The organism is Halobellus sp., from assembly GCF_042218505.1.
GTDB lineage: Archaea > Halobacteriota > Halobacteria > Halobacteriales > Haloferacaceae > Haloquadratum.
On the sequence record NZ_JBDGQZ010000005.1, the window covers coordinates 67,212 to 93,297 of the forward strand.

General features: G+C 65.5%; 22 protein-coding genes. 11 read left to right on the forward strand and 11 right to left on the reverse strand.

Features of this window, described 5'->3' with window-relative positions; translation table 11 throughout:
* Positions 1 to 49 precede the first annotated feature (49 nt).
* A complete protein-coding gene (gene serB / locus ABEI27_RS01235) occupies positions 50 to 697 on the forward strand; it encodes a phosphoserine phosphatase SerB (RefSeq protein WP_375797598.1) in 648 nt (215 codons plus the stop codon).
* Between the two features lie 3 nt (positions 698 to 700).
* On the opposite strand, the gene ABEI27_RS01240 is transcribed toward serB, so the two are convergent.
* The 6 genes from ABEI27_RS01240 to ABEI27_RS01265 form a co-directional block, all read right to left on the reverse strand.
* Positions 701 to 1,786, reverse strand: a complete 1,086-nt coding sequence (locus ABEI27_RS01240) for a DNA cytosine methyltransferase (protein ID WP_375797599.1) — start codon at positions 1,784 to 1,786, stop codon at positions 701 to 703.
* Positions 1,787 to 1,860: 74 nt separating this feature from the next.
* On the reverse strand, positions 1,861 to 2,079 hold the full coding sequence (locus ABEI27_RS01245; RefSeq protein WP_375797600.1) for a hypothetical protein: 219 nt from the start codon (positions 2,077 to 2,079) through the stop codon (positions 1,861 to 1,863).
* Positions 2,080 to 2,136: 57 nt separating this feature from the next.
* Positions 2,137 to 3,027 carry a hypothetical protein gene (locus ABEI27_RS01250; RefSeq protein ID WP_375797601.1) on the reverse strand — a complete coding sequence of 297 codons (891 nt, stop codon included), beginning with the start codon at positions 3,025 to 3,027 and terminating at the stop codon, positions 2,137 to 2,139.
* A 92-nt stretch (positions 3,028 to 3,119) separates the two neighbouring features.
* Positions 3,120 to 4,031, reverse strand: a complete 912-nt coding sequence (locus ABEI27_RS01255) for a mechanosensitive ion channel family protein (protein WP_375797602.1) — start codon at positions 4,029 to 4,031, stop codon at positions 3,120 to 3,122.
* Between the two features lie 175 nt (positions 4,032 to 4,206).
* Positions 4,207 to 5,145 (reverse strand): lipoyl synthase, encoded by a 939-nt coding sequence (lipA, locus tag ABEI27_RS01260; protein WP_375797603.1) that lies wholly within the window; start codon positions 5,143 to 5,145, stop codon positions 4,207 to 4,209.
* Positions 5,146 to 5,245: 100 nt separating this feature from the next.
* Positions 5,246 to 6,844: a sensor histidine kinase gene (locus ABEI27_RS01265; RefSeq protein WP_375797604.1), complete on the reverse strand. Its 1,599-nt coding sequence runs from the start codon at positions 6,842 to 6,844 to the stop codon at positions 5,246 to 5,248.
* A gap of 172 nt (positions 6,845 to 7,016) precedes the next feature.
* Here ABEI27_RS01265 and ABEI27_RS01270 point away from each other — a divergent pair, with 172 nt between their 5' ends.
* Positions 7,017 to 8,693 (forward strand): aldehyde ferredoxin oxidoreductase C-terminal domain-containing protein, encoded by a 1,677-nt coding sequence (locus ABEI27_RS01270; protein ID WP_375797605.1) that lies wholly within the window; start codon positions 7,017 to 7,019, stop codon positions 8,691 to 8,693.
* A gap of 69 nt (positions 8,694 to 8,762) precedes the next feature.
* On the opposite strand, the gene ABEI27_RS01275 is transcribed toward ABEI27_RS01270, so the two are convergent.
* On the reverse strand, positions 8,763 to 9,038 hold the full coding sequence (locus ABEI27_RS01275; protein WP_375797606.1) for a ubiquitin-like small modifier protein 1: 276 nt from the start codon (positions 9,036 to 9,038) through the stop codon (positions 8,763 to 8,765).
* 127 nt (positions 9,039 to 9,165) lie between these two features.
* Between ABEI27_RS01275 and ABEI27_RS01280 the strand changes: the two genes are divergently transcribed.
* Together ABEI27_RS01280 and ABEI27_RS01285 are read left to right on the forward strand one after the other, a co-directional pair.
* The gene (locus tag ABEI27_RS01280) at positions 9,166 to 9,507 is read left to right on the forward strand and encodes a 2Fe-2S iron-sulfur cluster-binding protein (RefSeq protein WP_375797607.1); all 342 of its coding nucleotides are present in this window, start codon (positions 9,166 to 9,168) and stop codon (positions 9,505 to 9,507) included.
* Positions 9,508 to 9,829: 322 nt separating this feature from the next.
* Positions 9,830 to 12,169, forward strand: coding sequence for a DEAD/DEAH box helicase (locus ABEI27_RS01285; RefSeq protein ID WP_375797608.1), 2,340 nt, complete (start codon positions 9,830 to 9,832; stop codon positions 12,167 to 12,169).
* Between the two features lie 21 nt (positions 12,170 to 12,190).
* Here the strand turns inward: ABEI27_RS01285 and ABEI27_RS01290 are convergent, their stop codons facing one another.
* Positions 12,191 to 12,841 carry an HAD family hydrolase gene (locus ABEI27_RS01290; protein ID WP_375797619.1) on the reverse strand — a complete coding sequence of 217 codons (651 nt, stop codon included), beginning with the start codon at positions 12,839 to 12,841 and terminating at the stop codon, positions 12,191 to 12,193.
* An 80-nt stretch (positions 12,842 to 12,921) separates the two neighbouring features.
* On the opposite strand from ABEI27_RS01290, the gene ABEI27_RS01295 reads away from it, so the two are divergent.
* The 3 genes from ABEI27_RS01295 (at position 12,922) to ABEI27_RS01305 (ending at position 16,603) form a co-directional block, all read left to right on the forward strand.
* Entirely contained in the window at positions 12,922 to 13,662 is a 741-nt protein-coding gene (locus ABEI27_RS01295; protein ID WP_375797609.1) for a DUF91 domain-containing protein, read from the forward strand.
* Positions 13,663 to 13,769: 107 nt separating this feature from the next.
* Complete coding sequence (endA, locus tag ABEI27_RS01300; RefSeq protein WP_375797610.1) at positions 13,770 to 14,963, forward strand: tRNA-intron lyase; 1,194 nt, start codon at positions 13,770 to 13,772, stop codon at positions 14,961 to 14,963.
* Complete coding sequence (locus ABEI27_RS01305; protein ID WP_375797611.1) at positions 14,960 to 16,603, forward strand: tryptophan--tRNA ligase; 1,644 nt, start codon at positions 14,960 to 14,962, stop codon at positions 16,601 to 16,603. The genes endA and ABEI27_RS01305 overlap by 4 nt, the downstream gene beginning before the upstream one ends.
* 22 nt (positions 16,604 to 16,625) lie before the next feature.
* Here the strand turns inward: ABEI27_RS01305 and ABEI27_RS01310 are convergent, their stop codons facing one another.
* Positions 16,626 to 16,901: an amphi-Trp domain-containing protein gene (locus ABEI27_RS01310; RefSeq protein ID WP_375797612.1), complete on the reverse strand. Its 276-nt coding sequence runs from the start codon at positions 16,899 to 16,901 to the stop codon at positions 16,626 to 16,628.
* Between the two features lie 351 nt (positions 16,902 to 17,252).
* On the opposite strand from ABEI27_RS01310, the gene ABEI27_RS01315 reads away from it, so the two are divergent.
* The 3 genes from ABEI27_RS01315 (at position 17,253) to ABEI27_RS01325 (ending at position 23,335) form a co-directional block, all read left to right on the forward strand.
* Positions 17,253 to 18,764: a phenylalanine--tRNA ligase subunit alpha gene (locus ABEI27_RS01315; RefSeq protein WP_375797613.1), complete on the forward strand. Its 1,512-nt coding sequence runs from the start codon at positions 17,253 to 17,255 to the stop codon at positions 18,762 to 18,764.
* Positions 18,764 to 20,545, forward strand: a complete 1,782-nt coding sequence (pheT, locus tag ABEI27_RS01320; protein WP_375797614.1) for a phenylalanine--tRNA ligase subunit beta — start codon at positions 18,764 to 18,766, stop codon at positions 20,543 to 20,545. The genes ABEI27_RS01315 and pheT overlap by 1 nt, the downstream gene beginning before the upstream one ends.
* Positions 20,546 to 20,710: 165 nt before the next feature.
* Positions 20,711 to 23,335 carry a valine--tRNA ligase gene (locus tag ABEI27_RS01325; RefSeq protein WP_375797615.1) on the forward strand — a complete coding sequence of 875 codons (2,625 nt, stop codon included), beginning with the start codon at positions 20,711 to 20,713 and terminating at the stop codon, positions 23,333 to 23,335.
* Between the two features lie 24 nt (positions 23,336 to 23,359).
* Here ABEI27_RS01325 and ABEI27_RS01330 read toward each other — a convergent pair whose 3' ends face one another.
* Both ABEI27_RS01330 and ABEI27_RS01335 read right to left on the reverse strand, forming a co-directional pair.
* Positions 23,360 to 24,418, reverse strand: a complete 1,059-nt coding sequence (locus tag ABEI27_RS01330) for a quinone-dependent dihydroorotate dehydrogenase (protein WP_375797620.1) — start codon at positions 24,416 to 24,418, stop codon at positions 23,360 to 23,362.
* 75 nt (positions 24,419 to 24,493) lie between these two features.
* Positions 24,494 to 24,691 (reverse strand): hypothetical protein, encoded by a 198-nt coding sequence (locus tag ABEI27_RS01335; protein WP_049987936.1) that lies wholly within the window; start codon positions 24,689 to 24,691, stop codon positions 24,494 to 24,496.
* Between the two features lie 397 nt (positions 24,692 to 25,088).
* Here ABEI27_RS01335 and ABEI27_RS01340 point away from each other — a divergent pair, with 397 nt between their 5' ends.
* Positions 25,089 to 25,421: a non-histone chromosomal MC1 family protein gene (locus tag ABEI27_RS01340; protein ID WP_375797616.1), complete on the forward strand. Its 333-nt coding sequence runs from the start codon at positions 25,089 to 25,091 to the stop codon at positions 25,419 to 25,421.
* Positions 25,422 to 26,086: the final 665 nt, after the last annotated feature.

A 26,086-nucleotide genomic window follows, 5' to 3' on the forward strand; every position in this document is an offset into this window, starting at 1 on the left:
GGGGTGTCGTGATAGGTGGCTTGAAACCCTCCCGCGACGACGCCCAGATATGCGACTTGTGGCCTTCGACTTCGACGGAACGCTCTCTGACTCGGAGATGATGGTCCTGCTCGGCGAGCAAATAGACGTCGCCGACCGGATCGCCGACATCACTGAACGTGCGATGAACGACGAACTCTCCTACGCAGAAAGCCTCCGGGAGCGAGCGTCGCTGCTCGACGGGCTCGATGCGGAAGCCGCCGAGGAGGCCTTCGGTGACGTGCGACTCCGCCCCGGCGCGGCCGACCTCATCGAGCGACTCCGCGACGCCGGCCACCACGTCGCCATCTTCACAGGCGGCTTCGAGCGCGGCGTCGAGCGGGCGCTGGACCACGAGGGCGTCGAGGTCGATACCATTGTCGCCAACCGACTCCCGATGGCGGGCGGACGCCTCACCGGTACGGTCGGCGGCCCACTCGTCACGGGGACGAAAGACGAAGCACTAGAATCGCTCGCCGACGATCTCGCCGTGCCACTGGATCGGACGATAGCCGTCGGCGACGGCGCCAACGATCTCCCGATGCTGGAGGTCGCGGGTCTGTCAGTCGGCTACCTGCCGAAGGACGCCGTCCGGCCCGCGTGCGACGTTGTCGTCGCCTCGATGTCCCGTCTCGGCAAGGTTCTCGAAGGGTACAACGTCGTCAAGCCTGAAGAGTAAGCGTCATTCAGGGTCTACGACGTCGGCCCGCCGCATCGCCGCGAGATCACCCGCCAGCGCCTCCGCGATGGCTTCCGAGAGGCCCGGCGGCACGGCGTTACCGACGACTTTCAGTTGCGTGCTCTTGGGCCCCTGAAACACGTAGTCGTCGGGGAACGACTGAAGCACTGCGCACTCGCGAACCGATCCCACACGATCCTCGACGGGGTGGATGAACGGCGCGTTGTGGTTCTCCTTGACCGTGATCGAGGGCTCATCGCGGGGGAGCCGTCGCCAACTGTCGCCGTAACTCTCGTATAAACTCTCGCCGGGATCCACGTCGGCGATGCGCTCGATCATCTCCTCGGAGTGATTCGTCGTCTCGTGGTTCGGCAGCTCCTCGATCGACTCCGCGTCGCCTCGCTTCAACAGGGCCTCCTCGACGGTCACGTAGGGCTCCCGCTGCTTGCCGGTCAGCGTCGCTTGCTTCGATGGCCCGTGCGTGCGCTCCGGGTACGTCGGAATCGAGTCGTCGCGCCGCCCTTGGAAGATCACGCGGTGGCGCTTCTGTGGAACGCCGTAGTCGGCGGCGTTCAACGTCTCGTAGGCGGGCTTTTCGTACCCCGCCCGCTGGAACCCTTCCAGAATCGCCCGGAGCGTGTCACCGCCTTCCATCGACTTGATACCGGGGACGTTCTCCATCACGAATGCGTCCGGCTGAACGTACTCGACGAAGTCGATGAAGATCCCGACCAGGTAGTTGCGCTCGTCGTCCGGGTCGCGGTGGCCGGCGATGCTGAACCCCTTGCACGGCGGACCGCCGATCACGACGTCGATGTCGTCCTTCTGGATCGGGTGCGACTGGAAGAACGACCCGGGATCGACCGTCGAGAGGTCGGTCTGGATCGCGAGCGCATCCTCGTGGTTCGCTTCGTAGGTCGCGAGAAAGTCCGCTTCGGCGTCGACACCGGCGACGACGTCGAAGCCGGCCTGCAGGAAGCCCTCAGAGAGCCCGCCGCCGCCGCAGAACAGGTCGAGTATGCTGACCGCCGAGCGGTCGAAGTCCGTGTCCGGCATTCGCTGGTCTCTCGAATGTTCGTCGCCGGTCATATATAATAACCACGGGGTTCCGGGCCGGCCTCGCTCCGCGCTCGGGATCCCTCAATGGCGAATCCTCGCGGTCGTTACTCCGCACACCGGTAGCCGTCTTCAGTGTGGACGAGTTCGCCGCGCGCTGTCAGTTCCGACAGCGCACGCTCGATTTCCGACCGTTCCAGCCCGCTCCCTTGCAACGTCTGAGCGATCTGCGCCTCCGAAAAGGCGACCAGGTGCTCGCCGTCGCAGTTCAACTCCACGACCTGCAGAACCAGTGCGACCGTACTCTCGCCAACTTGTGCAGACACGGAAACCTCCAGACTACGTAAGGCAAGCAACGCAGATAGTATATCTCTTTTTGCCGTTTACCCGTCGATTTCCGATTGAAGCGACGCCCGCCACTCGTGGGGGTTGTACCACCCACAGCCGACGCACCCGAGGTCATCGTCGTACTCCGCGTCGCCTTCGTAGTAGTATTCGATCTGCATAAACGGCGGTCGTGTCCCGTTCTCGACACAGGATTCACACTTCCGGCTCTTCAGGAGGTTGTGTTTCCGCGAGAGAATCTGGAAGTGCTCTTCGATGTCTTCGCTGGACATCGACTTGTAGTCGAAACTCTCGGACTCCTCCCAGCGCACCTCCGGCACGCGGTGATCGACTTCCAGCGTCGTGCTCGGGGAGGACCCGTCGAACGCGTCGCGGTGGTCGTAGAGGTCCCGGACCCGTCGCTTGAACGAGTCCGGCATATCCTGCCGCGTGATCGACTGCTGGGTTGGGAACGGGTACTTGAGTTTCCGGTGGAACGTCGTCGCTTCGCAGGTCTCGCAGTCGCGGTAGTCGCCCTGGCCCTGCCCTGTGTTCTGGACGAACTCGAACCCTTCCTTCCGAAGCATCTGGATGTCTTTCGCGGGTTGCGAACTCGGCAGTTCACACGCCGAGCAGTGCCACTCACAGTCCGATACCGTCTCGAAGGTCGCCGCTCGCTTGGTGCCCTCGTTCGACGGGTTCCAGTCCGCTGTGGCGTACTTGTGGAACCGCTCGCCGATGTCGGTGAGCGCGTAACTCGCCCCGTCTTGCTCGACGATGCCTTCTGACGCAAATTCGTCGAGAATCGTTCGCACGTCGGCGTTCGCATCGCTCCCGCTGTCGCTCACGTTCTTCGCTTCGTCGGCGAGGTGATCGAGGACCGTCCGCCGGCGCTCGTCCTCCCGTATCTCGAGAATCAGATTAGCCGTCTCCTCGTCCATTCCAGGCATACACCGTACTGTGGGTGCAGGGGCCAAAGCTGTGTGGGCACATATCGCAAAGTCCCCGGAGCCGCAAGACGGTAACACAGCGCGGCCCGCACTCAGTCGTCGGTGGTCGCTCGGGACGACGGATCGACCTGCTCTAAGGAACCGTCCACGGTCCGGTGTGGGTAGGGGATGGTGATCCCCTCGGCTGCAAAGCGCTCAGTGACCCGCTGCACGAACCGGCCGCGGATCCCGAGGAAGTCCGACCCGCCGGGGTCGTCGATCCAGATACGGCTCTGCAGTCCGAACGAGGCGTCGTTCAGTTCCACCAGTCGCACTGACGGCTCCGGTTCGTCGAGGATCCCGTCCTGTGCTTTCGCCGCCTCGACGACGATGTCTCTCGCCCGGTCGAGATCGTCGTCGAAGGCGACCCGGAAGGTGAACTTCAGCCGGAGGGTTCCGTGCGTATCGTAGTTTTTGATCACGCCGTCAGTCAGTTGTGAGTTCGGGACCGTGAGATGTTCGTTGTCGAACGTCCGAACCCGACTCACCCGCAGACTGATGTCCTCGACGTAGCCGGAGTTGCCCTCCCACTCGATCCAATCGCCGGTCCGAAACGGTTCGTCGGTGTAGATGAACACGCCGGCAACGAAGTTCTTGAGGACGTCCTGCATCGCTAACCCGACTGCGAGGGTCGCGGCGGCCGTCACTGTCGACAGCGCGACCAGGATGTTCCCGAACCCGGCGAGCGAGAAGGCGAGGCCGACGGCGACGAACAGCAGTATGCCGTACAGGATCAGGGTGAGCGGCTTCCGGACGTGTTCTTCGATGCCGCGATTGTCGAGCAGTCGCGCAGCAAGCGGCACCACTGCGAGTTTACTGAACAGGTAGACGGCGACGAACACGACAACGAACACGACGCCCGAAGCGACCGTGTTCGCGAGTTGCGTCGGCAGTCCGATGCCTACGAGCACCTCGCTGATGTACCCGTTCGACGCCGCGGTCGTCTGTAGGCTGACGAGCGTCATCGATTACACCGCAGTTGCACCGCTATCGTTTCTTTTCGGCCCCGTGTTCCGAACATATTGCTCCCCCATTCGTCGAGCAGGTGTTTCAGTCTCGGGATGTACGCCCCGCTCGTTGGGTGCTGGCTCTCCCGGCCACGCGAGCGATGAATGCCCTGCCGGATCCCGCTGACCGTCCTCAGTCGCTCGCTGCGCGCGCTTCCTGCCGGGCGGTGTCGACGTCCTTGCCGTCCCGGAGGACCGCGTCGACGAAGAGTTCGCCCGCCTTGTACGACGAGCGGACCATCGGCCCCGACGCGCAGTAGAGGAAACCGAGTTCCTTCTCGGCGACGCGCTGCCACGTCTCGAACGCGTCCGGGTGGACGTACTCGAAGACATCGAGGTGCGATCGAGAGGGCTGGAGATACTGTCCCAGCGTGACCACGTCCACGTCGGCTTCCCTGAGGTCAGACAGCGTCTGGTAGATCTCGTGATCGTACTCGCCCAGTCCGAGCATCAGGCTCGTCTTCGTGTACACGTCCGATTCCTCGCTCACCTGTTCGAGTACCGACAGCGACTGCTCGTAGCCAGCCCGCCGATCACGGACCGGCCACTGGAGGCGCTCGACGGTCTCGACGTTGTGAGCGATCACGTCCGGCCCGGCGTCGATGATCTCTCGCACCAACTCCGGTTCGCCCTGGAAGTCCGGGATCAGGACCTCAACGAGGATCGTCGGATCGCGGTTCTTGATCTCCCGGATCGTCTCCGCGAAGTGACTCGCGCCCTGATCCGGCAGGTCGTCGCGATCGACCGACGTGAGGACGACGTAATCGAGACCGATTTCGGCGACAGCGTCGGCGACGTTCGCCGGCTCCTCGGGGTCGAGTGCCTCCATCCCGCCGGTCTCGACGTCACAGAAGTTACAGCCGCGCGAGCAGCGGTCTCCCATCAGCATAAACGTCGCTGTCCCAGGGCCGTCCCGGCCGCTCCAACACTCGCCCATATTCGGACAGTTGGCCTCTTCACAGACCGTGTTGAGGTCCCTGTCGCGCAGCGTCTGCTTGATGTCGGTGAACTGACGCCCCGCAGGCGGTCGCATCTTCAGCCAGTCCGGCTTGCGCCTGCCCGTCCCGCTCATACCCCTATCTTAGTCCGCCGGAGCAAAAACCTGCGGATGGCTGGTGGCGATTCGTGATCCCGTTCGGTTCACTTGCCACCGAGGTCGACGGCCGGTTCTGTCACGCCGGCAGGTCCATCGCCACCGTCGTCCCGGGCTCGTCCGTGACGACGAGTTTTAGATCCCCGCCGCGTGCGTCGGCGACCCACTTGACGAGCCACAGGCCCAGTCCGGAGGCGTGCTGGAGTTGCGTGATCTCCCGGTCCTCGGTGACGACCGACCACTCCGCCTCGGGAATACCCGGTCCGTCGTCGCTGACCGCGAACCGGACCGTGCCGTCGTCGCTCGTGACCGAAATCTCGACGACAGCGTCCGGATCCGGCGTCCCGTATTCGATCGCATTTTCGAGCAGTTCCCGTAACCCGCTCTCGACCAGTTCGTCGTACCGGACGCTCGTCGCCACATCCACGGTGACCTGCACGTCGACTGCATCTGCCCCCGCAGTCGCGGAGACGAGCCGCCGGAGTCGGGTCTCTGCGTCCGCGGGCGACAGCCGTTCGGGCTCGGCATCGCTATTCCGGAGAACGCGCTGTATTGCGCGGGCCGTTTCGCTCGTATTTACGAGCGCCTGACAGGCACTGGCGATCTGTTCGGCGTAGGTCCCGATCTGCTCCTTTTCGGCCCTGGCTTCGATGAGGTCCGCGTGGCCCTGTATGACGTTCGTTCGGTTGCGGAGGTTGTGCCGGAGGAGCCGGTGGAGTACCTGCAGATGCGTTCCCTGCCGTTTGACCTCCGTGACGTCAGTCAGCACGACGAACGCTCGTTCGACGCCCTCGCTCCTGTAGGAGACGCTCCGGAGCAGATAGAAACTCACGCCGTCAGTGGTCGGAACGCGGACTTCGCGCTTGACGCCGCCGTCCTGGCCGTGCACATCTTCGAGCGCATCTCGGATTGCCGGTGGAACGACGCCTCTAACCGCCTCCAGGCGCGCTCCCTCGAGATCGCCCTCGGTTCCGTCGCCGTCCGGGTACAGGGTGACGTCGAACCACCGGTCGTTCGGCGTCGTGATCTCGACGCCCGTCACCTCGCCCGTCGAGCGCGCCTCCCGTAACTGGTCGCTGAGTTGCTCGGCCGTCTCCTCGGAGAGCAGGTCTCCGAGCACCGTTCCGACCGCCTCGGCCCTCTCGGCGTCGAGAAACCCGGCCGCGGCGCTGTTGACATACGTAATTCTGTCGGTGGAGTCGATTTCGATGATTCCATCTTCGATCCGTTCCAGCGCCCGAACCCGCTTCCAGTCGTTCACCGACGCAGATCGGTCGGCGTCGATGTCTACGCCTGGCGCTTCGACTGACTCGAACGCGCGCGCGCACTTCGCCGCGAGAAGCGAGGGATCCGTTCCCGGCTTCCAGGTCAGTACGTCGATCGCGCCCGCTTCGATCGCTCGCGCGGCCGTCGCCGCGTCTGTGGATACCCACACTGTCGGCCGGTCGATGTGCTCGGGGACGACGTCAGGTCCCGTCGCGAACACGATTGCTCCAGCGTGTTTCGGGGAGAGCGAGTCAGTGTCGAACTCGGCGGCGTCGGCGAGTCCACCGAACGCGAGGTCCGTCGAGTCCTCGAGCGCCTCCAGTGCTGAGTCCAGTTCGTCTCGCGAGGCACCGTAACCGCTGTCAACGTACGGTTGGAGCGGGAGAACATCCGCATCCGATACGGGCACCATCAATATACAGAACTCAGCTGATATACACTTCAAATTTGCTGCCGGCTTATCAAATGTGATGCTGTAAAACATCCACACCGCGCAGTCGCTACTTGTTGCTGTGCTGTTTCGGGTGACCGCTCACGCGTAACGTCCCAAAGCTAATTGCTATTTGCTCCCGTAGCCCGTCAAGATGCTCCACGCCAAAGGTCCGCTCCTCACTATCGACCTCACCGACCGGACCGCGACGCGCACCGACATCGACGATCTGTTGTCCGAGACGATCGGCGGGCGAGCCACGGCGACGCACCTCGCACACGATCGCATCCCGTTCGACGCCGATCCGTTCGGGCCGGCGAACCGCGCATATCTTTCGACGGGGCCGCTGCAACACGCCCGGATGAGTTTCACCGGGCGGATGAATATGACCGCGCTGTCGCCGCTGACGGACGGTCTCTGCTCTTCGAACGCTGGCGGCTACCTCTCGCGGAACTTCGCTGATACGGGTGTCAGCGTGGTCGAACTGGTCGGCGAGAGCGACGACCTACTCGCGGTCCACGTCCGCGACGACGGCGTGACCTTCGAGGCGGTTCCGGAACTCGCGGGCGCGCTCGTCCCGGCGGTGAGCGACTACGCCGAAGAACACCACGACCTCGGCCCGGAGAACTGCGTCGCAATCGGCCCCGCAGGTGAGAATCTCGTCCGGTTCGCCAGCGTGATGACGTTCGACTCGCGGGCCTTCGGCCGCGGCGGGTTCGGGGCCGTTCTGGGGTCGAAGAACGTGAAACTCGTCACGTTCGAGGGTGACTCCCGCCCGGACGTCGATGTCCCCGCGGACGCCGCCGGAGAGATCCACCGCGATGCGGCCACCGCCGAGGACAGTATGAAGCGCCAGGGAACGGCCGGCGGCACCGAGTTCATCAACGATAACTTCTCGCTGCCGACCCACTACTTCGAGGACTACGAGTTCGAACACGCCGCCGACATCGGCGGCAACGCGGTCGAAGAGAAAAAGTATAAAAAGGCGGCCTGCTCGCAGTGTGCCTTCGCGTGCAAACTCCCGACGCGCGACGAGGGAACGGGCTTCGAGACGGAGGGTCCGGAGTTCGAGACGATCTACTCCTTCGGGTCCAGCCAGGGCGTCGGCGACCTTCTGGACGTGATGAAGGCGAACGAACTCTGCGATCAGTACGGGATGGACACCATCTCTGCGGGCGTCACTGTCGCGGCCTACCTCAAGCGCGAGGGTGCGTTCGGGAACGCGGATCTCGCACAGGAGGTGACCGAACAGATCGCCCGACGCGAGGGCGTCGGCGACCTGCTCGCGGAGGGTGTCCACCGCGCTCACGACGACCTCGGCGTCGACGATATGACGATGAAGGGAATGGAGTTCGCCGCCCACGACGGCCGCGTCCTGCACGGACTCGGTCTCCAGTACGCGGTCTCGAACCGCGGTGGCGACCACCTGTACGGGGAGATGATGGGCCTCACCTACGGCGGCGTGATCGAAGCCGAAGGAACCACCGACAAGGTAGAGACGCTGATCGAACAGGAGAACTACTGCGCCTTCCGCGACTCGGGTATCGTCTGTGCGTTCTCGGGGCAGTACATCGACCCCGAGGACTTCGAGGCGCTCTTCGACACCGACTACGCGGACCTGCTCGACGTCGGTGCGGGCGTCATCGAGCGAGAGCGGCACTTCAACAACCATCGCGGCTACGACCGCGCGGACGACGAACTGCCATACGACCTCCCTGGCATCGACACCGCACTCACCGAATACTACGACGCTCGGCAGTGGAACGACGACGGAACCGTTCCCGAACCGCGGTTCGACTCGGGCGCGGCCCAGGCATCGGCCGACGACTGATCGGGGCGGTCGCTTCAATCGTTCACCGGCCTGCCGATCGCCTCCCTGTTCGCCCGCCTGGCCTCCTCGCTACCCGCCGTAGACGGCCGGCGAGACACGAATCACGTCCCCATCCGACAGCGACGTCTCGAACCCGCTCTCGTGCTGCACGTGGCTCCCGTTCAGTGTCACCACGACCTCCCCAGCCAGTTCGCCGTCCTCGCGGAGTCGGCCCTCCAGCTCCGGGTACCGCTCGGTCAGTTCGGCCAGGAGGTCGCCGACGGCCTCGGCGTCGGTGTCGACGACGACCGTCTTCATCCCGACCGAATCACGGAACGGGCCGAAGAAGGCGCACTCGAGTTCCATACCCCGCGTTGGCGACCGGCCGTAATGAGGTGTGGGGGTGGTATCGGGGAACGGCGCGGTCGCGACGACCGGCCGGACTGCTCGCCGCCGCCGGTACAGTGAGGTGGCCGGCGGCCCAGGTATCGGTATGGACGATCCGGTTCCGCTGACCGTCATCGACGGCGACACCGAGACGACCGTCGACGTCGAGCGTGGTGCGAACCTCCGCCGGGCGCTGCTCGACCGGGGGTTCTCCGTCTACGGCTCGCTCTCCCGGCACACTAACTGCGGCGGGCGCGGACTGTGTGCGACCTGCACCGTCGACGTCGACCCCGCGCCGGAGCCGAGCCACTGGCACGACGCGGCGGCGGTCCGATTCGGCTACCCGCGGCTCTCCTGTCAACTCTCCGTTACGGAGCCGACGACCGTGAGACTACTCGACAAGGTGCTCTGGGGGCAGGTCCTCCCGAGACGACGCGCAGACGAGTAGCGTGTGAGCCGTGCGGGGCGTTTCACGCTATCCAGCCGCGTTCCGTCCGCGTTCCGGCCGCGTTTCCCGTAGCTGGTAGAAAACACGTTCGCGCGGTTGGTGGGTGAACGACTCGTGCGGCCGATGAAGAACCCGTTCGCCCGATCGGTGGCGAACCGATTCCCACGGTCGATGGAGAAACGACTTTGCACCCGGAAGCCCCGTTGTGGGATATGACTCGTCTCGCTCCGTTCACTCTTTCCTCTGGTCACGTTCGGTCCCGTCCGCCGAGCGCCGTCTCTCTCGCGTTCGGGCGCCGTGCGCCCTCGGGGAGGTTCGCGACGTGAAAGTCGCCGAGGTCGTCCCGGAGTTCGCGGAGGCGTTCGGCTTCGAGGAGTTCAATCGAATGCAGCGGGAGGCCGCGCCCGCCATCCTCGAACGGGACGAGAACGTCGTCGCGGCCGCGCCGACCGCCTCGGGCAAGACCGCGCTCGCGGAGTTAGCGATCTGCCAGACGCTCGCCGACGGCGGCACGGCGCTGTTCGTCGCCCCGATGCGCGCGCTCACTAACGAGAAGGAATCGGAGTGGGAGCGCTTCGAGGACCTCGGGTACTCGGTCTACGTCGTCACTGGCGAACGCGATCTGAATCCCCGGCGCGCCGAACGCGCGGACATCCTGGTGATGACGCCCGAGAAGACCGACTCAGCGACGCGGAAGCACGACTCCACGCGCTATTCGTTCATCGCGGACGTCGACTGCGTCGTCATCGACGAGGTCCACCTCCTGGACTCTGACACCCGCGGCGGCGTCCTCGAGGTCACGGTCTCGCGGCTCCGTCGGATCTGTGACCCGCGGATCGTCGCGCTCTCGGCGACGATGCCGAACATCGAGGACGTCGCGGGGTGGCTCGACGCCGCCGAGGAGACCACCTTCGAGTTCGGCGAGGAGTACCGCCCCGTCGATCTCCACGCCGGTGTGGATACCTACACCCACGGCGACAACGCCTTCGCCGACAAGTACCGCCGACTCTACAGCGCACTCGATCTGGCCGAGGAACACATCCGCGACGACGGACAGGCGCTCGTGTTCGTCTCCTCGCGGCAGGACGCCTCTCGGGCGGCGGGCAAGGCCCGGGACGTGATCGCCGAACGGGACATCCCGATGGGCGCGCGTGGCGACTACGACTTCCACACCGAGGCACAGGACCTCGACGACGACACGCTCGCAAAGAGCGTCCCCGACGGCGTCGCGTTCCACCACGCGGGGCTCTCGAAGGGCGATCGCGACCGCGTCGAGGAGTGGTTCAAGCAGGGGAAGATCCAACTGCTCTTTTCGACGTCGACGCTCGCGTGGGGCGTGAACCTCCCGGCGCGCTGCGTTGTCATCCGCGATACGAAGTACCACGACCCCCTGGAGGGCGAGGTCGACATCTCGCCGCTCGACATCCTCCAGATGCTCGGGCGCGCGGGTCGGCCGGGGTACGACGACGTCGGGTACGGCTGGGTCGTCTGCGACCGCGCGGACGCGGACAAGTACCGACGACTGCTCCGGGAGGGAAAAGACATCGAGTCCCGACTGGCAGAGGATCTCGACTCCCACCTCAACGCCGAGATCGCAATGGGGACCATCCGCGACCTCGACGACGTGCTCTCGTGGCTGGAGACCACGTTCTACTACCGGCGCGCGCAGTCGAAGCCCGAGGAATACGACTTCGCGAACCTCCGCGCGCGGGTTCGCGAGACGCTTGAATCGCTCGTCGACCGCGGCTTCGTCGGGATGAGTGAGGACCTCTCGGTGAACGGGACGCTGCTCGGCCGCCTCGCGTCGAAGTACTACCTCCGCCTCGACACCGCCGAGCGCTTCCACGGCCTCTGTACCCGGGAGACAATCGACGTCGACGGGATCCTCGAGGCGGTCGCGGGCGCGGCGGAGTTTCACTCCGTGTCGGCCCGGCAGTCCGAAACCGACGCCGTCGACGCGGTGCTCTCCGACGTCACGACCGGCCTGGAGGACGGCCCCCGAAAGGTGCTCGCGATTCTTTACGCCGGAATGCAGAACAGCACGCCCGCGGACCTCCGCTCTGACGCCTGGATCATCCGACAGAACGCCTTGCGACTCCTGTCGGCCTTGCGGGAGTTCCTCGCGGAGTTCTCGGGGCCGCGGGCGGCCAACCTCGCGCGCCGGGTCGAAGCCCGCGTCGAACACGGCGTCCCGCGGGACGCGGTCGGCCTCACGGCGGTCGATGGGATCGGCCCCAACCGTGCGCGGACGCTCGCGACCGGCGGCCTCCACGACCCCGCAGAGGTCGTCGCCGCCGGGCCCGACGAACTCGAACGCGCCGGACTCTCTGCGGGCGTCGCAGAACGGATCATCGAGAACGCTCGCGACTTCCCGGCGATCGACGTCTCGTGGGGCGACTTCCCGGATCGCATCCCGCGCGGACAGAACGAGATGTGCGACGTCGTCGTCGGCAACGACGGGGGTGGCGTGGCGGTCGGCGTCCGCGTGACCGTCAACGGCGTGGAGATGAGCCAGACGGAAACCTACCTCTCCGATGCGACGACCGTTCCGGTTGGCGTCTTCGGGGCCGACGCCGACGAACTGGAGTACGCCGTCGAGGTGACGTTCCCCAGCGAGCCGCTGCTCCCCGTCAGAGCGACGCGGACCGTCGCCGTCAAGTGACCCCGCGTCGCCTTCCGTCGCCTACGTCTCTCCGAGAAATACGTCGCGGAGTCCATCAGGCCCCTCAGCGACGAAGTCCGCCTGTGAGAGATCCAGCGTCGCGTTGTGGGTCGTGCGGTAGGCAACGGTGAACGCCCCCGCTCGCGCGGCGGCAGCGATGCCGTGCAGCGAGTCCTCGACAACGACGCAGTCGGTGGGGTCGAAGCCGAGGTCCGCAACCGCGCGCTCGTAGATGTGCGGTTCGGGCTTCCCGGGGGCGTCGATGTCCTCGGCGCTCAACACGAGATCGAGGTCGCCGAGGTCGAAGCGCTCGCGGACAATCGAGATCCACGCCTGTGGGGCGGAGGAGACGATTCCGAGCGGCCGTCCCGCCGCCCGCAGCGCGTCGAACAGTTCGGGTATTCCGTCGGTCAGCACCACGTCCTCGCCGTAGAGCGACTGCGCGCGGTCGTCGTATTTTGCGACGAACTCGGCTTTGCTCACCGCAGTCCCGTACTCCCGGCCGAGATAGTCGTGAATCTCGTCGTAGGCCATCCCGGTGACTTCCTCGTGAGCGGGGTCCCCGGAGGCGACGGCCGCCGAGAAGACCCACTCGTCCTCGAACCGGTGCCAGTACGTCTCCGAATCCACCAACACCCCGTCCATATCGAACAGCACTGCGCCGTCGGGCAGGTCCATATCTCCCCTCGCACGCCACCGGACAAAGACCTTCGTGAGCGACTTCATCACCGATGACGGGACCACGACCGCGTATGTCCGAGACAATCCGGGTCTTCGCCGGGGACTGCACGACGACGTTCGATGGAGCGCGCACTCGCACACAGCGCGGCCGCGTCGCGGTGGTTGTCAAACCGGACCGAACCGTGCTGGTCCACGACGCCGACGGATACCAGCCCGTGATGTGGCTGACGCGACCGGACTCGCTGACGGTCGAGACCGATTCCTCGGGGTTCGGACTCGTCGCCCGCACCGACGAGCAGGTGCTCCGCGTGGTCTCGAACAAGGACTCCGGCTGGGTCGAATACCCGGTCACGGAGGCGGGCGTCCCGGTTGGGTCGCATCCGGAGACGGGCGAACCGCTGGTGCGGGCGAGCGGCACGATCCGCGGCCTGGATTCCGACGTCACCTTCCCGCTACCGGCGGGGGCGACCGTCCTCGACGACATCTGCGAGGCGTGCGGGCTTCCGACGATCCGCGCCGAGGCCGGCGAAGCCTTCGAACTCTGTCTCGATCGCTCCTGTGCGTCGCTCGACGACGCCGTCCGCGAGCGGTTCGATCGCGAGTGGGACTGCCCGGACTGCGGCGACGACCTCCGAATCATCCGGCGCGGTGGCCGTCTGCTCGCCGGTTGCGACGCCTACCCCGACTGCGAGACGGCCTTCGCCATCCCGGTAGGTGTCGTCGTCGACGACTGCGCCTGCGGCCTGCCGGTCTTCGAGACCGCGCGCGGCCGGCGGTGTCTCGACGGGACGTGTGAGTCGTTCACGACCTGATCGGTGCTCGTCACCGGATCGCTGACGCCGTCGGCCGGGGCGCGGCCCACGCGGTTGCGTACCCACCGATCGCAGGTCATATGTCGCCGCCGGTTCGCCACTTCGGTATGGACGGGACACTGGCCGACGGTGTGGTCCGCGTCGGTGGCGACGCCAGACAGCGGTTCTACGACGCCCGTGGCTACGGTCGGCCGCTGGACCGGAACCGCATCGAACTGGCTCCCGTCGAGGCGGCCCACCTGCTCTCGCGCGGCGACCTCGACGCCGTCGTGGACGAATCTGCGACCGCCGGGGGAGCGGCCGCCGGGAGCGACGCCGACGGCCCCCACCGACTGGACTTTCGGGAGTACCTCGTCCGGACGGGCGCGACGCTTCACTTCGCGGTCTACAAGGACCTCCGCGACCGGGGATTCTATCTCTCGCCCGCCCGCGAAGCGTGGCCGGGCGTCGCCGGCGACGTGGCGAACGACGTCGATTTCGTCGTCTATCCCCGTGGAAACGGCCCCTGGGACCAGAAGGTCGCCCACCGTGTCCGCGTCGCCGGCGAGCGTGAGGCGATCCGCGCGGACTCGCTCGGTGGAGTCGTCCTCGCGATCGTCGACGAGGACGGCGAACTGACGTACTTCGAGACAGTCAGCGACCCTGCAGTCGGCTCCGAGGCCGACGCGGCGACGGAGAACGAGACATCGACACCGGACGACGAGGCGACGACGGGAACCGACGATGCAACGACGATGGCAGCCGACGACACCGGCGTGGGTTCCGACACCGAGGCGGGCCTCCCGTCCGCCGTCGATGCCGATCTCCTCGGCGACCGGGTCGTCTGCTACGGCGCGTCGGAAGCGCTCTACGAGCGGCGGTTCTACGGCCAGCGGCTGTTCGGCCGCAACGCCGACTCGGGACCCCTGCAACTCTCGCTCGTTGAGGGAGCGTACCTCGCCCAGCGCGGCGCCGTCGACGCCGACCCCGCCGCGGTCGTCGCGCTCGGCCGGGAAGTCGAGGGCGAGCGGTTCGACCGCCGGTTGCGGGCGTACGCCGCGCTCCGGGACCGCGGCGTCGTTCCCAAGAGCGGGTTCAAGTTCGGCGCGGACTTCCGCGTCTACGACGAGTTCACCGGCGTCGAGGACCTCTCTCACTCGACGGATCTCGTGCGGGTGGTGGCGCCGGACCACGTCTTCTACCCGCGGGACCTCTCACTGGACGTCAGGCTCGCCGGCGGGGTCCGGAAGCGAATGGTTTTTGCGCTCACCGCGGCGAACGGCGAGATAGACTGGCTCTCGGTAGCCCGACTCACCTTATGACACGAGACCACGACGCCCCCGAGCGCGAGGCCCAGAACGACGAGCAGGCACGCCGGGCGCTGGCCGACGGCGGTACCGACGACGCCGCGGCCGGTGCCGACGACGTCGCGCTCGACCCGTGGGGCTCCTCGACCGTCTCCGACTACCGGAAACTCTTCGAGGAGTTCGGCATCGGCGAGTTCGACGACGTCCTCTCACAGACTCCGAACCCGCACCACCTGATGCGTCGGGGCGTCATTTTCGGTCACCGGGACTACGAACCCGTCGCCGACGCGCTCCGCGCGGGCGAGGACGCGGCCGTCCTCTCGGGCTTTATGCCGACCGGCGACCCCCACATCGGCCACAAACTGGTGTTCGACGAGATAATCTGGCATCAAGAGCAGGGCGCGGACGCCTACGCCCTGATCGCCGACCTCGAAGCGCACTCCGCACGCGGAATGTCGTGGGTGGAGATCGACGAGCACGCCCGGGACTACCTCCTCAGCCTGCTCGCGCTCGGCTTCGATCCCGAAGAGGGCGAACTCTATCGACAGTCGGACAACCGCGAACTGCAGGATCTCGCGTTCGAACTCGGCTCGAAGGCGAACTTCTCGGAGTTCCAGGGCATCTACGGCTTCGACGGCGAGACGAACGTCTCACATATGCAGTCGGTCGTCACCCAGATGGCCGACATCCTCTATCCCCAGTTGGAGGAACCGAAGCCGACGGTTATCCCCGTTGGCCCCGATCAGGACCCGCACGTTCGCTTCGCTCGCGACCTCGCGGCGCGGATGCGCTTCTTCGGCGTGACCGAAGCGTACGCGAGCTTCGAACTCACAGACGCCGAACGCGCTCTCGTCGGCGCTGTCTACGACGCCCGCGACGAGTACGCCGACGAGCCCGATCGACCCCGCTGTGAGGAGGCGGGCGCGTGGCTCGCCGAAGCGGACCAGACGGCGCTGGACGAACGCGGCGTCGTCGTCGACGATGCCGTTCGGGACTCCGCCGTCGAGAAACTCGAAAACGGCGGGATGGAGCCGCTCCGCCCCCGCGTTCGCTTCCTCGACCTCAACGCCACCGAGGAGGCCTTCGAGGCGCTCATCGAGGCCGTTCCGGGCGAGAAACGGCGGTACGACGAACACGTGGACGCATTCGATCTCGACGCCGCGGAGGCCGAGGAACTGGCGCAGGAGATCGAGCTCGACAACGGCGGCTACGGGTTCGTGCCGCCGTCGTCGGTGTACCACCGCTTTATGACCGGACTGACCGGCGGGAAGATGTCGTCGTCGATCCCGGCGTCGCACATCTCGCTTCTCGACGATCCTGAGGAGGGGTACGAGAAAGTGAAAGCCGCGACGACCGGCGGCCGCGAGACCGCCGAGAAACAGCGCGAACTCGGCGGCAAAGCCGATGAGTGCCCCGTCTACGAACTCTACGCCTATCTCCTCGCGGGCGACGACGACGAGTTCGCCAAGGAGGTCTACGACGAATGCGTGAACGGCGAGCGACTCTGCGGCGGTTGCAAGGAGCAGGCCGCCGAACTGATGCAGGCGTTCCTCGAAGATCATCAAGAGAAGCGCGCGGAGGTCGAGGAACTCCTCGAAGACCTGGACATCTCGCTGGAATCGCCCCGACGCGGCGTCGCACCCGGCGACGACTGAGCACCTTCGGACCGCAATCGGCTTACTCGACCGAGAGTTCGCTCCCGCTCTCGTCGCCTTCGTGCCACTCGATCTCGAACTCGATACCCAGGTCGCCTTGCTCGTCGGCCGGCCCCTCGCGTTCGGCCTTGACGTCGAATGTGGGCCGCTCGGGCGGGGCGAGCGTCGCGGACCGGTCCCCGGCGCTGAGGGTCCCCTCGTCGCCGGCTTCGAGTTTCGCTGCGACGTCGCGCAGGTACGAGGCGATTGCCGCACGGTCCTGTGAACTCTCAGATTCGAACAGCACCGCCTCGGGCATACTCGGTGGTTCGACACCGGCGGAGATAACCTCGGGGCTGTCGTGAGACGTGGCACCGCACTGCACGATTTCGGAACTGTTTTGCCCGCGCCAGCGCTGTGTTGGGGTATGCACCACAGTCCCGACCTCGCGCGGCGCAGCGTCGCCAGCGAACCGACCGACATCGACGGGCCTGTGTTTGTTTTTACAGTCGCGTGAGGGCGGTGGATCCGTCGCGCCGCCGGGCCCGACTGGCGGGCACTGGTGAAACCGTCCAAACCGACCCTTCGCGGACGCGTGGTGTCCGCGGTCTTCGGAACTGCTAACTGGCGGCCGAGCGGTAGACGCGACAACGACTGCGTACATTCCAGAATGAAACTTCCCGAATCACAGGTCGCGGTGTTGAACGCCGCGAGCGCGACAGACGAGACGCCGATCGATCGACTCGCCGCGGAGGCGGACCTGAAGCCCGAAACGGCGACGCAGGCCGTCTTCGAACTCCGAGACGAGGGCTTGCTGAACCTCACAGAACGCGAGTCCGTCGAGTACGAACTGACCGAGGAGGGCCACGCGTACGTCGACGCCGGCCTCCCCGAAACGCGACTGTACCGCGCCGCCGTCGAGGCCGGTGCCGACGACGACCCCGTCCAGCTGGGCCAGGTCATCGACACGGCCGATCTCGACGGCCCGGCAGCCGACATCGCGCTTGCGAACTACGGCCGGAAAGGCTACGGCACCATCGAACGCGGGGAACTCGCCGCCGACCCCGATGCCGACGCGGGCGAAGACCCCGAAGCGGCCGCGCTCACTGCACTTGCCGACGGCGAGGACGTGGACGAACGCGACGACGAGGTCCTCGATCAGTTGGTCTCGCGGAACCTCGTCGATCGAAACGAGCGAACCGTTCGGACGGTCACCCTCTCCGACCCGGGCGTCACCGCGCTGATGGAGGGCATCGAGACCGCCGAGACCGTCGATCGGCTGACGCCCGAACTGCTCACCTCCGGCGAGTGGCAGGACGTGGCGTTCACCGAGTACAACGTCGAGGCGGACGCGCCCGACGTCCAGGGCGGCAAGACGCACGTCCTCAGACAGACCGCCGAGCGCGTCAAGGACGTCCTCGTCGGAATGGGCTTCCAGGAGATGGAGGGCCCCCACGCCGACGCGGACTTCTGGATCAACGACTGTCTGTTTATGCCGCAGGACCACCCGGCGCGGACCCACTGGGACCGCTTCGCGCTCGACGTCCCGCCGATCGCGGATCTCCCCGATAATCTCGTCGACAGCGTCGAAGCCGCCCATCGCGAGGGCGTCGGCGCGGACGGCGACGGCTACCACTCCCCGTGGTCGGAGGACTTCGCGCGAGCGATCGCCCTCCGCGGACACACCACGTCGCTGTCGATGCGATACCTCTCCGGCACCGAGGTCGGCGAACTGGACCCACCGCAGCGCTACTTCTCCGTCGAGAAGGTCTACCGGAACGACACGCTGGACGCCACCCACCTGCTGGAGTTCTTCCAGATCGAGGGATGGGTGATGGCCGAGAGCCTCTCGGTCCGCGATCTGATGGGTACGTTCGTCGAGTTCTACGAGCAGTTCGGCATCACCGATATCCAGTTCAAACCGCATTACAACCCCTACACCGAGCCCTCCTTCGAGTTGTTCGGTAAGCATCCCACGACCGGGGAACTCATCGAGATCGGCAACTCGGGAATGTTCCGCGACGAGGTGCTGGAACCGCTCGGCGTCGAGCACGACGTGATGGCGTGGGGACTCGCGCTCGAACGCCTCGCGATGCTGACCACGGGAGCCGAGGACATCCGCGATCTGCACGGGACGCTTGCCGATCTTGAATTCCTCCGCGGCGCGGAGGTGACCTACTGATGCCTGTCGTCGATATCGATCCCGACGAACTTCGGGCACTGACTGGCCACGACGAAAAGGACGACGAGGAACTGAAATCGGATCTGTTCGGACTCGGTCTGGAGTTCGAGGGCGAGACCGATGACGGCTCACTCCAGTTCGAGTTCGGCCCCGACCGACTCGACCGCCTGTCGGTCGAAGGCGTCGCGCGCTCGCTGCGGTACCACTACGGCGACGACCACGGGGTCCGTGTACCGGACACCAACGATCCCGACTTCACGTACGTCGTCGACAGCGACGTGCCCGACGAGCGGCCGTACGTCACGGGCGCAATCGTCCGAGGCGTCGATCTCGACGAGCAAAGTCTCGACTCGCTGATCCAACTGCAGGAGAAACTACACGCCACGATGGGTCGAAAGCGCGCGAAGGGCGCGATCGGCATCCACGACCTGGTGGCGATCAAGGGCGATACCCTGACCGACGACAGCGAGGGCAACTCGATCACCTACACCGGGATCGACCCCGGCGGTGACACGTTCGTTCCGCTGGACAGCGACAGGGAGTTGACGCCCGCCGAGGTGCTCGCGGAGCACCCGACTGGCGAAACGTACGCCGATCTCGTCACCGAGTACGACCGCTGTCCGGCGATTTACGACGAACTCGGGCTGTTTTCGTTCCCGCCGGTAATTAACGGCCGCCGGACCGAGGTTTCGACCGACTCCCGGGAACTACTGGTCGAACTCACCGGCACGGATCAGTGGACGATCGACCGGATGTGCAACATCATCTGCTACGCCCTCTCCGCTCGCGGCGCGACAATCGAGGAAGTCGAGATCGCGTACGGATCCTCCTCGTCCGACGGCGAGCGCACGCTCGTCCGGCCGGACTTCGAGGTCGAGACCAAGTCGGTGAGCCACGATCGCATCGAGACGATGCTGGGCGTCGAGTTCGAACCCCGGGAGGTGATCGACCTCTTCGAGCGCTCAGGTCTCGATGCGGCTGTCGACAACGATCGTGACGCGAGCGCGAACGCCGGACGCGACACAGCGGTTATCCCCGACGAACCGGTTTACGAGGTGTCGATTCCGCCTTACCGGACGGATATACTCCATCCCCTGGATCTGATCGACGACGTCGGCCGCGCGTACGGCTTCGACGAACTCGAACCCAAGTATCCGGACCTCGGCACTGTCGGGGGTCGCCACGAGCGCTCCCGACTCGAGGCCGCGACGCGGAACGTCCTCACCGGCCTGGGCTTCGAGGACCTCCTGAACTTCCATATGACGCGGGAGACGGCGGTCCACGACCGGATGAACGTCGAGCCCGGGGGCGAGTATCTGGGCGGCGGCGAGGCGGTCGAGATCACCGAACCCTACAGCGAGGACTACACGATCCTCCGCCCGTGGCTCCTCCCGTCGCTGGTAATGGTACTCGAGAACAACACCCACCGCGCGTACCCGCAGGACCTCGCGGAGGTCGGCCTCGTGGCCGAGCGCGACGACGACATCGACACCCGGGTCCGCGAGCGTCGGCACGTCGGCGCGGTCCTCGCTCGTAACGACGCGACGTACGAGGACGCGAAGGCCCGGTTGCAGGCGATGTGTCGTGACTTCGCCGCCGACCTGGCGACGCCGCCGACCGATCACCCCTCGTTCATCGACGGACGGGTCGCCACCGTCGTGATCGACGGCGAGGCCGTCGGCGTCGTCGGCGAACTCCACCCGTCGGTGCTGGTCGAACACGACCTCGAACTGCCGGTGGCGGCCTTCGAGTTCGACCTCGCGGCGCTCGGCGACGACTGATACTGTTTACTCTCACTTTTTGCCGCCGAGAGATCCCCCGTTGACGACGCTCGGCGGTATGAGGTGAGCGTAATCAGTACGACGCCATCGACTCCTCGATTTTTCCCGCCTCCGTCCGTCTAATCGAGCCACTTAACAGCCCGCCCACCGGTATTTTCGCCCAGGATGCCGAGCGGAGAATACGACCCCGACACCGTCGAGGCGAAGTGGCAAGACCGGTGGGTCGACGACGAGACCTACGCCTACGAGGGCGACGCCGAGAACCCCGACACAGCGTTTTCGATCGACTCGCCGCCACCGACGGTATCCGGCAGCCTGCACTGGGGCCACGTCTACGGCTTCACGCTGCAGGACTTCGTCGCACGGTTCAACCGGATGCGCGGGAAAGACGTCTACTTCCCGTTCGGCTACGACGACAACGGGATCGCCTCCGAGCGGCTCGCCGAAGACGAACTCGACGTGCGCCATCAGGACTACGAGCGCCGCGAGTTCCAGCGGATGACGCAGGAGGTCTGCGCCGAGTACGAAGCGGAGTTCACCGAAAAGATGCAGAGCCTGGGTATCTCGATCGACTGGAACCAGACGTACCAGACGATCTCCCCGGAAGTCCGTCGGATTTCACAACTCTCCTTCATCGACCTCTACGAACAGGGCCGCGAGTACCGACAGCGCGCGCCGGCGATCTGGTGTCCGGAGTGTGAGACGGCGATCTCGCAGGTCGAAACCGAGGACGACGAACAGCCGAGTCACTTCCACGACATCGCCTTCGACATCGTTGGGCGCGGTGACGCGGACGACCCCGAGCAGTTCACCATCTCGACGACCCGGCCCGAACTCCTGCCGGCCTGTGTGGCCGTCTTCGTTCACCCCGACGACGACGAGAACCAGGACCTCGTGGGCGAGACCGCGCGCGTCCCGCTGTTCGATCAGGAGGTGCCGGTCATCGAGGACGAGCGCGTCGATATGGAGACGGGCTCGGGCATCGTGATGTGCTGTACGTTCGGCGACCAGACTGACATCGAGTGGTACCAGGCACACGACCTCGATCTCCGGATCGCCATCGACGAGTCGGGCACGCTCACCGACGTTGCGGACGAGTACGAGGGCCTCTCCTCGGAGGCGGCCCGCGAGGCTATCGTTGAAGACCTGCACGACGCGGGCGCGCTCCTGGACCGCTGGGGGATCACCCACACGGTGAACGTCCACGAGCGCTGCGGGACGGGCGTGGAGTTCCTGGTCAAAGAGCAGTGGTACGTCGAACTGCTCGACAAGCGCGAGGCATACCTCCAGGCCGGCAAAGAGATGGACTGGTACCCCGAGAAGATGTACACCAGATACAAAAACTGGATCGAGGGGCTCCAGTGGGACTGGGCTATCTCCCGACAGCGCTCCTCTGGAATCCCGTTCCCGGTGTGGTACTGCGCCGACTGTGACGAACCGGTCCTCGCCGACAAAGAGAGGCTTCCGGTCGATCCGCTGAGTGACGACCCACCCGTCGACGCCTGCCCGAAGTGTGGCCACGCGGCGTTCGTCCCCGAGGACGACGTCCTCGACACGTGGGCGACCTCGTCGCTCACGCCGCTGATCAACGCCGGCTGGGACTGGGACGCAGAACACGAGGAGTTCGGGTTTGAGAACCCCGAACTTTACCAGTTCGACCTTCGGCCACAGGGCCACGACATCATCTCCTTCTGGCTCTTCCACACGGTCGTGAAGTGCTACGAGCACACCGGCACGGTGCCCTTCGACAGCGTGATGATCAACGGGATGGTGCTCGACGAAAACAGAGAGAAGATGTCGAAATCAAAGGGCAACATCGTCGCGCCGGACGAGGTCGTCTCGAAGTACCCCGTGGATGCCGCGCGGTACTGGGCGGCCGGATCGGCTGTCGGCGACGACCTCCCATACTCCGAGAAAGGACTCCGCGCCGGCGAGAAACTCCTCCGGAAACTCTGGAACGCCTCGAAACTCGTCGAGAGCCTCACTGAGGACGCGCCGCCGGAGTTCGACCACGACGATCTCGCCGCGCTGGACCGGTGGCTTCTGGCGTCGCTGGACCGCGAGATCGAGCGACTGACAAACCGCTTCGAGAGTCGGGAGTTCTCGAAGGCCCGCGACGGCCTTCGAGGCTTCTTCTGGCACACGTTCTGTGACGACTACCTCGAGATCGCGAAACAGCGCGTCCGCGACGGGGACGACCCCTCGGCCGCCTACACGCTGTCGGTGGCCCACCGGCGGTTCCTCAAACTCTTCTCGCCCATCCTCGCACACGCGACTGAAGAACTCTGGCGGGATATGCACGAAGACAGCAGCGTTCACCAGAGCGGGTGGCCCGAACCGCTCGGCGTCGACGCGGATTTCGAGGCGGGCGAGACGGCAATGGAGGTCGTGGGCGCGCTCCGGAAGTACAAGAGCGACGCGAAACTGTCGATGAACGCCGACCTCGACCGCGTCGAGGTCTGGGGCGACGTCTCCGGCTTCGAAGACGACATCTCCAGCGTGATGCACGTCGACGAACTGGCGATCCTCTCCGAGCGCCCGGCAATCGAGACGGTCGTTACCGGCGTCGACCTCGACTACTCGCTTGTCGGCCCCGAGTTCGGGAGCCGGGTTTCCGACATCGAAGCCGCGCTCGAAGAAGGAGCGTACGAGACCGTCGACGACGAACTGCACGTCGCAGACGTCGAACTCGGCCCGGAGATGTTCGAGATCCAGAAAGAACAGCGGTACACCGGCGAGGGCGAGATGGTGGACACCGAGGACGTCGTCGTGATCGTCCACCGCGACTGACCGACTGTCCGGTTCGATTCGTCGCTACAGGTCCGCGCCGACTGCGTCCACGACGCTGTCGTATCCGTCTCGTTCGAGCAGGTCGAGCAGCCCCTCGTTGATGTCGCGGGCGAGCGTCGGCCCCTCGTAGACGAGCCCAGTGTACAGCTGCACGAGGCTCGCTCCCGAACGGATCTTCGCGTACGCGCCCGACGCGCCCGAGACACCGCCGACACCGATCACGGGAACGTCGGTCCGCTCGGCGACGAACCGAACCATTTCTGTCGAGCGATCCTCGATCGGTTCGCCCGAGAGGCCGCCCTGCTCGGCCCGCTTCGGACTCCCGAGTTCGTCCGGTCGGTCCGTCGTGGTGTTCGTTGCGATGACGCCGTCGAGGTCGAAGTCGTCGACGACAGCGAGGGCGTCCTCGATGGCTGGCTCCGGGAGGTCCGGCGAGAGTTTCACCAGGAGTGGCGACGCGCCGGCGTCGGCGAGCGTCCCGAGGATGGCCTCCAGCGACTCGCGGTTCTGGAGGTCGCGAATCCCCTCGCTGTTCGGACAGGAGACGTTGACCGCCAGGTAGTCGGCGCCCTCGGCCACCTGCTCGTACGTGTAGCGGTAGTCCTCGGGGGCCTCGTCGCTGTCCGCTGCCTCCGAGAGTGCGACGTTGACGCCGAGCGGGATCCCTGGATCGGGGCTCTGGCGCAGCCGCTCGCCGACGGCGTCGGCACCCTCGTTGTTGAGGCCCATTCGGTTGACGATGGCCCGGTCCTCGACGAGACGGAACATCCGCGGTCTGACGTTCCCCGCCTGCGCGTGGGCGGTGACGCCGCCGACCTCGACGTGACCGAAGCCGAGTGCGCCGAGAACCGACGGCAACTCGGCGTTCTTGTCGAATCCGGCGGCGACACCGACGGGGTTCGCGAACGACTGGTCGAAGGCGTCAACGGTGAGACGCGGGTCGCCGACGGTGAGACGCTCCCGGAGGGCGTCCTCGATCGGCGTATGTTGGACTGTTTCCAGCCCGCGGTGGACCGTACGATGTGCGCTCTCTGCGGGCAGTGAGAAGAGAAGCGGCCTGAGTGCGCGATATGCTGACTCGATCACGGAAGCCCCTGTTTCTCACTCTCGGTCGAACGTCCCGGCTCCGGCGTCCAGTCGATCCCTCGATGCATCCGGTCAGAAGTCGTGTTCGACCGCGTCCGGGTCGGCCTTTTGAATGATGATCTTTCCGTCTCGGACCCGAACGAACACCTCGTCGCCGATTTCCATCCCGGCCACGGCGAGTTCGTCCTCGTGGAGATTCACGTGGACGTTGTGGTACTCGCCGTCTTCGTCTTTCGCGCCACTCGGGCTGAGCTTCTTTTTCCGAACCATCGGAACTGTCTAACCGAAGGTTTGGCGCAAGATATACATAACTGTTGTTTACGACTTCTCAATTACGGTAATGACTGATTGATCGCGTACACACGCGGGAAGGGAAGGCGGTTTCTCGCTGTCAACTGGTCGGCTGCAAGGAGTAACCGACTGACCCGCGGTTATGGGCCCCTGTGATCCTCTGCGACGCTCGGTCCGGGCCACAGTGGCCCGAATTTTCGCGGAGCGATCGTCGCAGTTCTCCCCGATGGGAGACGACCGTCCCGATCGGCTCATCGTATCGACGCTGGCGGCGGCGATTTCGACCCGAATGTGACAGGCGACCCCGCCGCCGCAGGCGGCTTTGCCGGTATACTTAAGCCGAACCATGTGTTTCTTTGACACAGAGGTCCCAAAGATGGTACGCGAGGACGGCAAGCGGAACTTCGTTATGCTCGAGGACGGACAGAAGACCAAACAGTTCACGGGTCGGATGCCGCGACAGGCTGCGCTGAAAGCCGCCCGTCGACTCCAGGGCTACGAAGAGTACGAAACCGAAGACGAAGCCAAAAACGACCCCACCGAGATCCGACTGCTCGAACGTGGCACTGACAGAGTACACGTCTATCACGCGTGGGCCTGGCACGACTCCGCGCCCGACGACAAGCCCGGGTGGATGCAGGACAACGAGGTCTCAACTGTCACGCGGGGTAACGTCTCGAAGCAGGGCATCGAGCACATCGAGAAGTAACTGATCGACCGCATTACGGCTCCGCCCGTGCTATCGGTAGGAGGTACTCCGGTCAGGCTCCGGCGTCGTCCCGTCCCTGACCGGACGCCCGCCTCGCTTGGTCCGTCATCCCTTTGTCCGTCCCACATACATCTCCGAATGCGCGGTTACCACCCGAGCAGACCGCACGCTCGACGCGTGGGATGACGTCTCGGCCTCCGACCGCGCGATACATTTCCTGTGGCTCACCTCCCCTACGTCGAGCCATCAGTGGCAAGTTGTGGGTCCTGCCCCTCGGTGTGAAATCGCATAACGAAGCGGGAACGATACGACGGCCTTTTATATCACCCGGGCATTCGAACTAATACGCGGAAGCCCGCCCGGGTCACTCCGGATGGGAAGCTCACTGGACGCCCTTCGACGGGCCCGTCGCCGGCGTCGTCCCAATCTTGGGACGGTGACGATACGACGGGCTTAAGTGTTCGAGTCGGTTCCAGTTGAATGCGAACGACACACCGCGACCGGGGCGCGGTTCGATTCCGTCCCCACTCGGGCGCGCCGGCTTCGGCCGGTTATGACGCGGATCGGTGCCTTTATGGCTCCGAACTCCGTACGTTCACGTCCGCAAGAGATGAGGATTCCACCCCTGCGGTCCGCCGTACAGATGGAATCTGATGTTAGCCTTG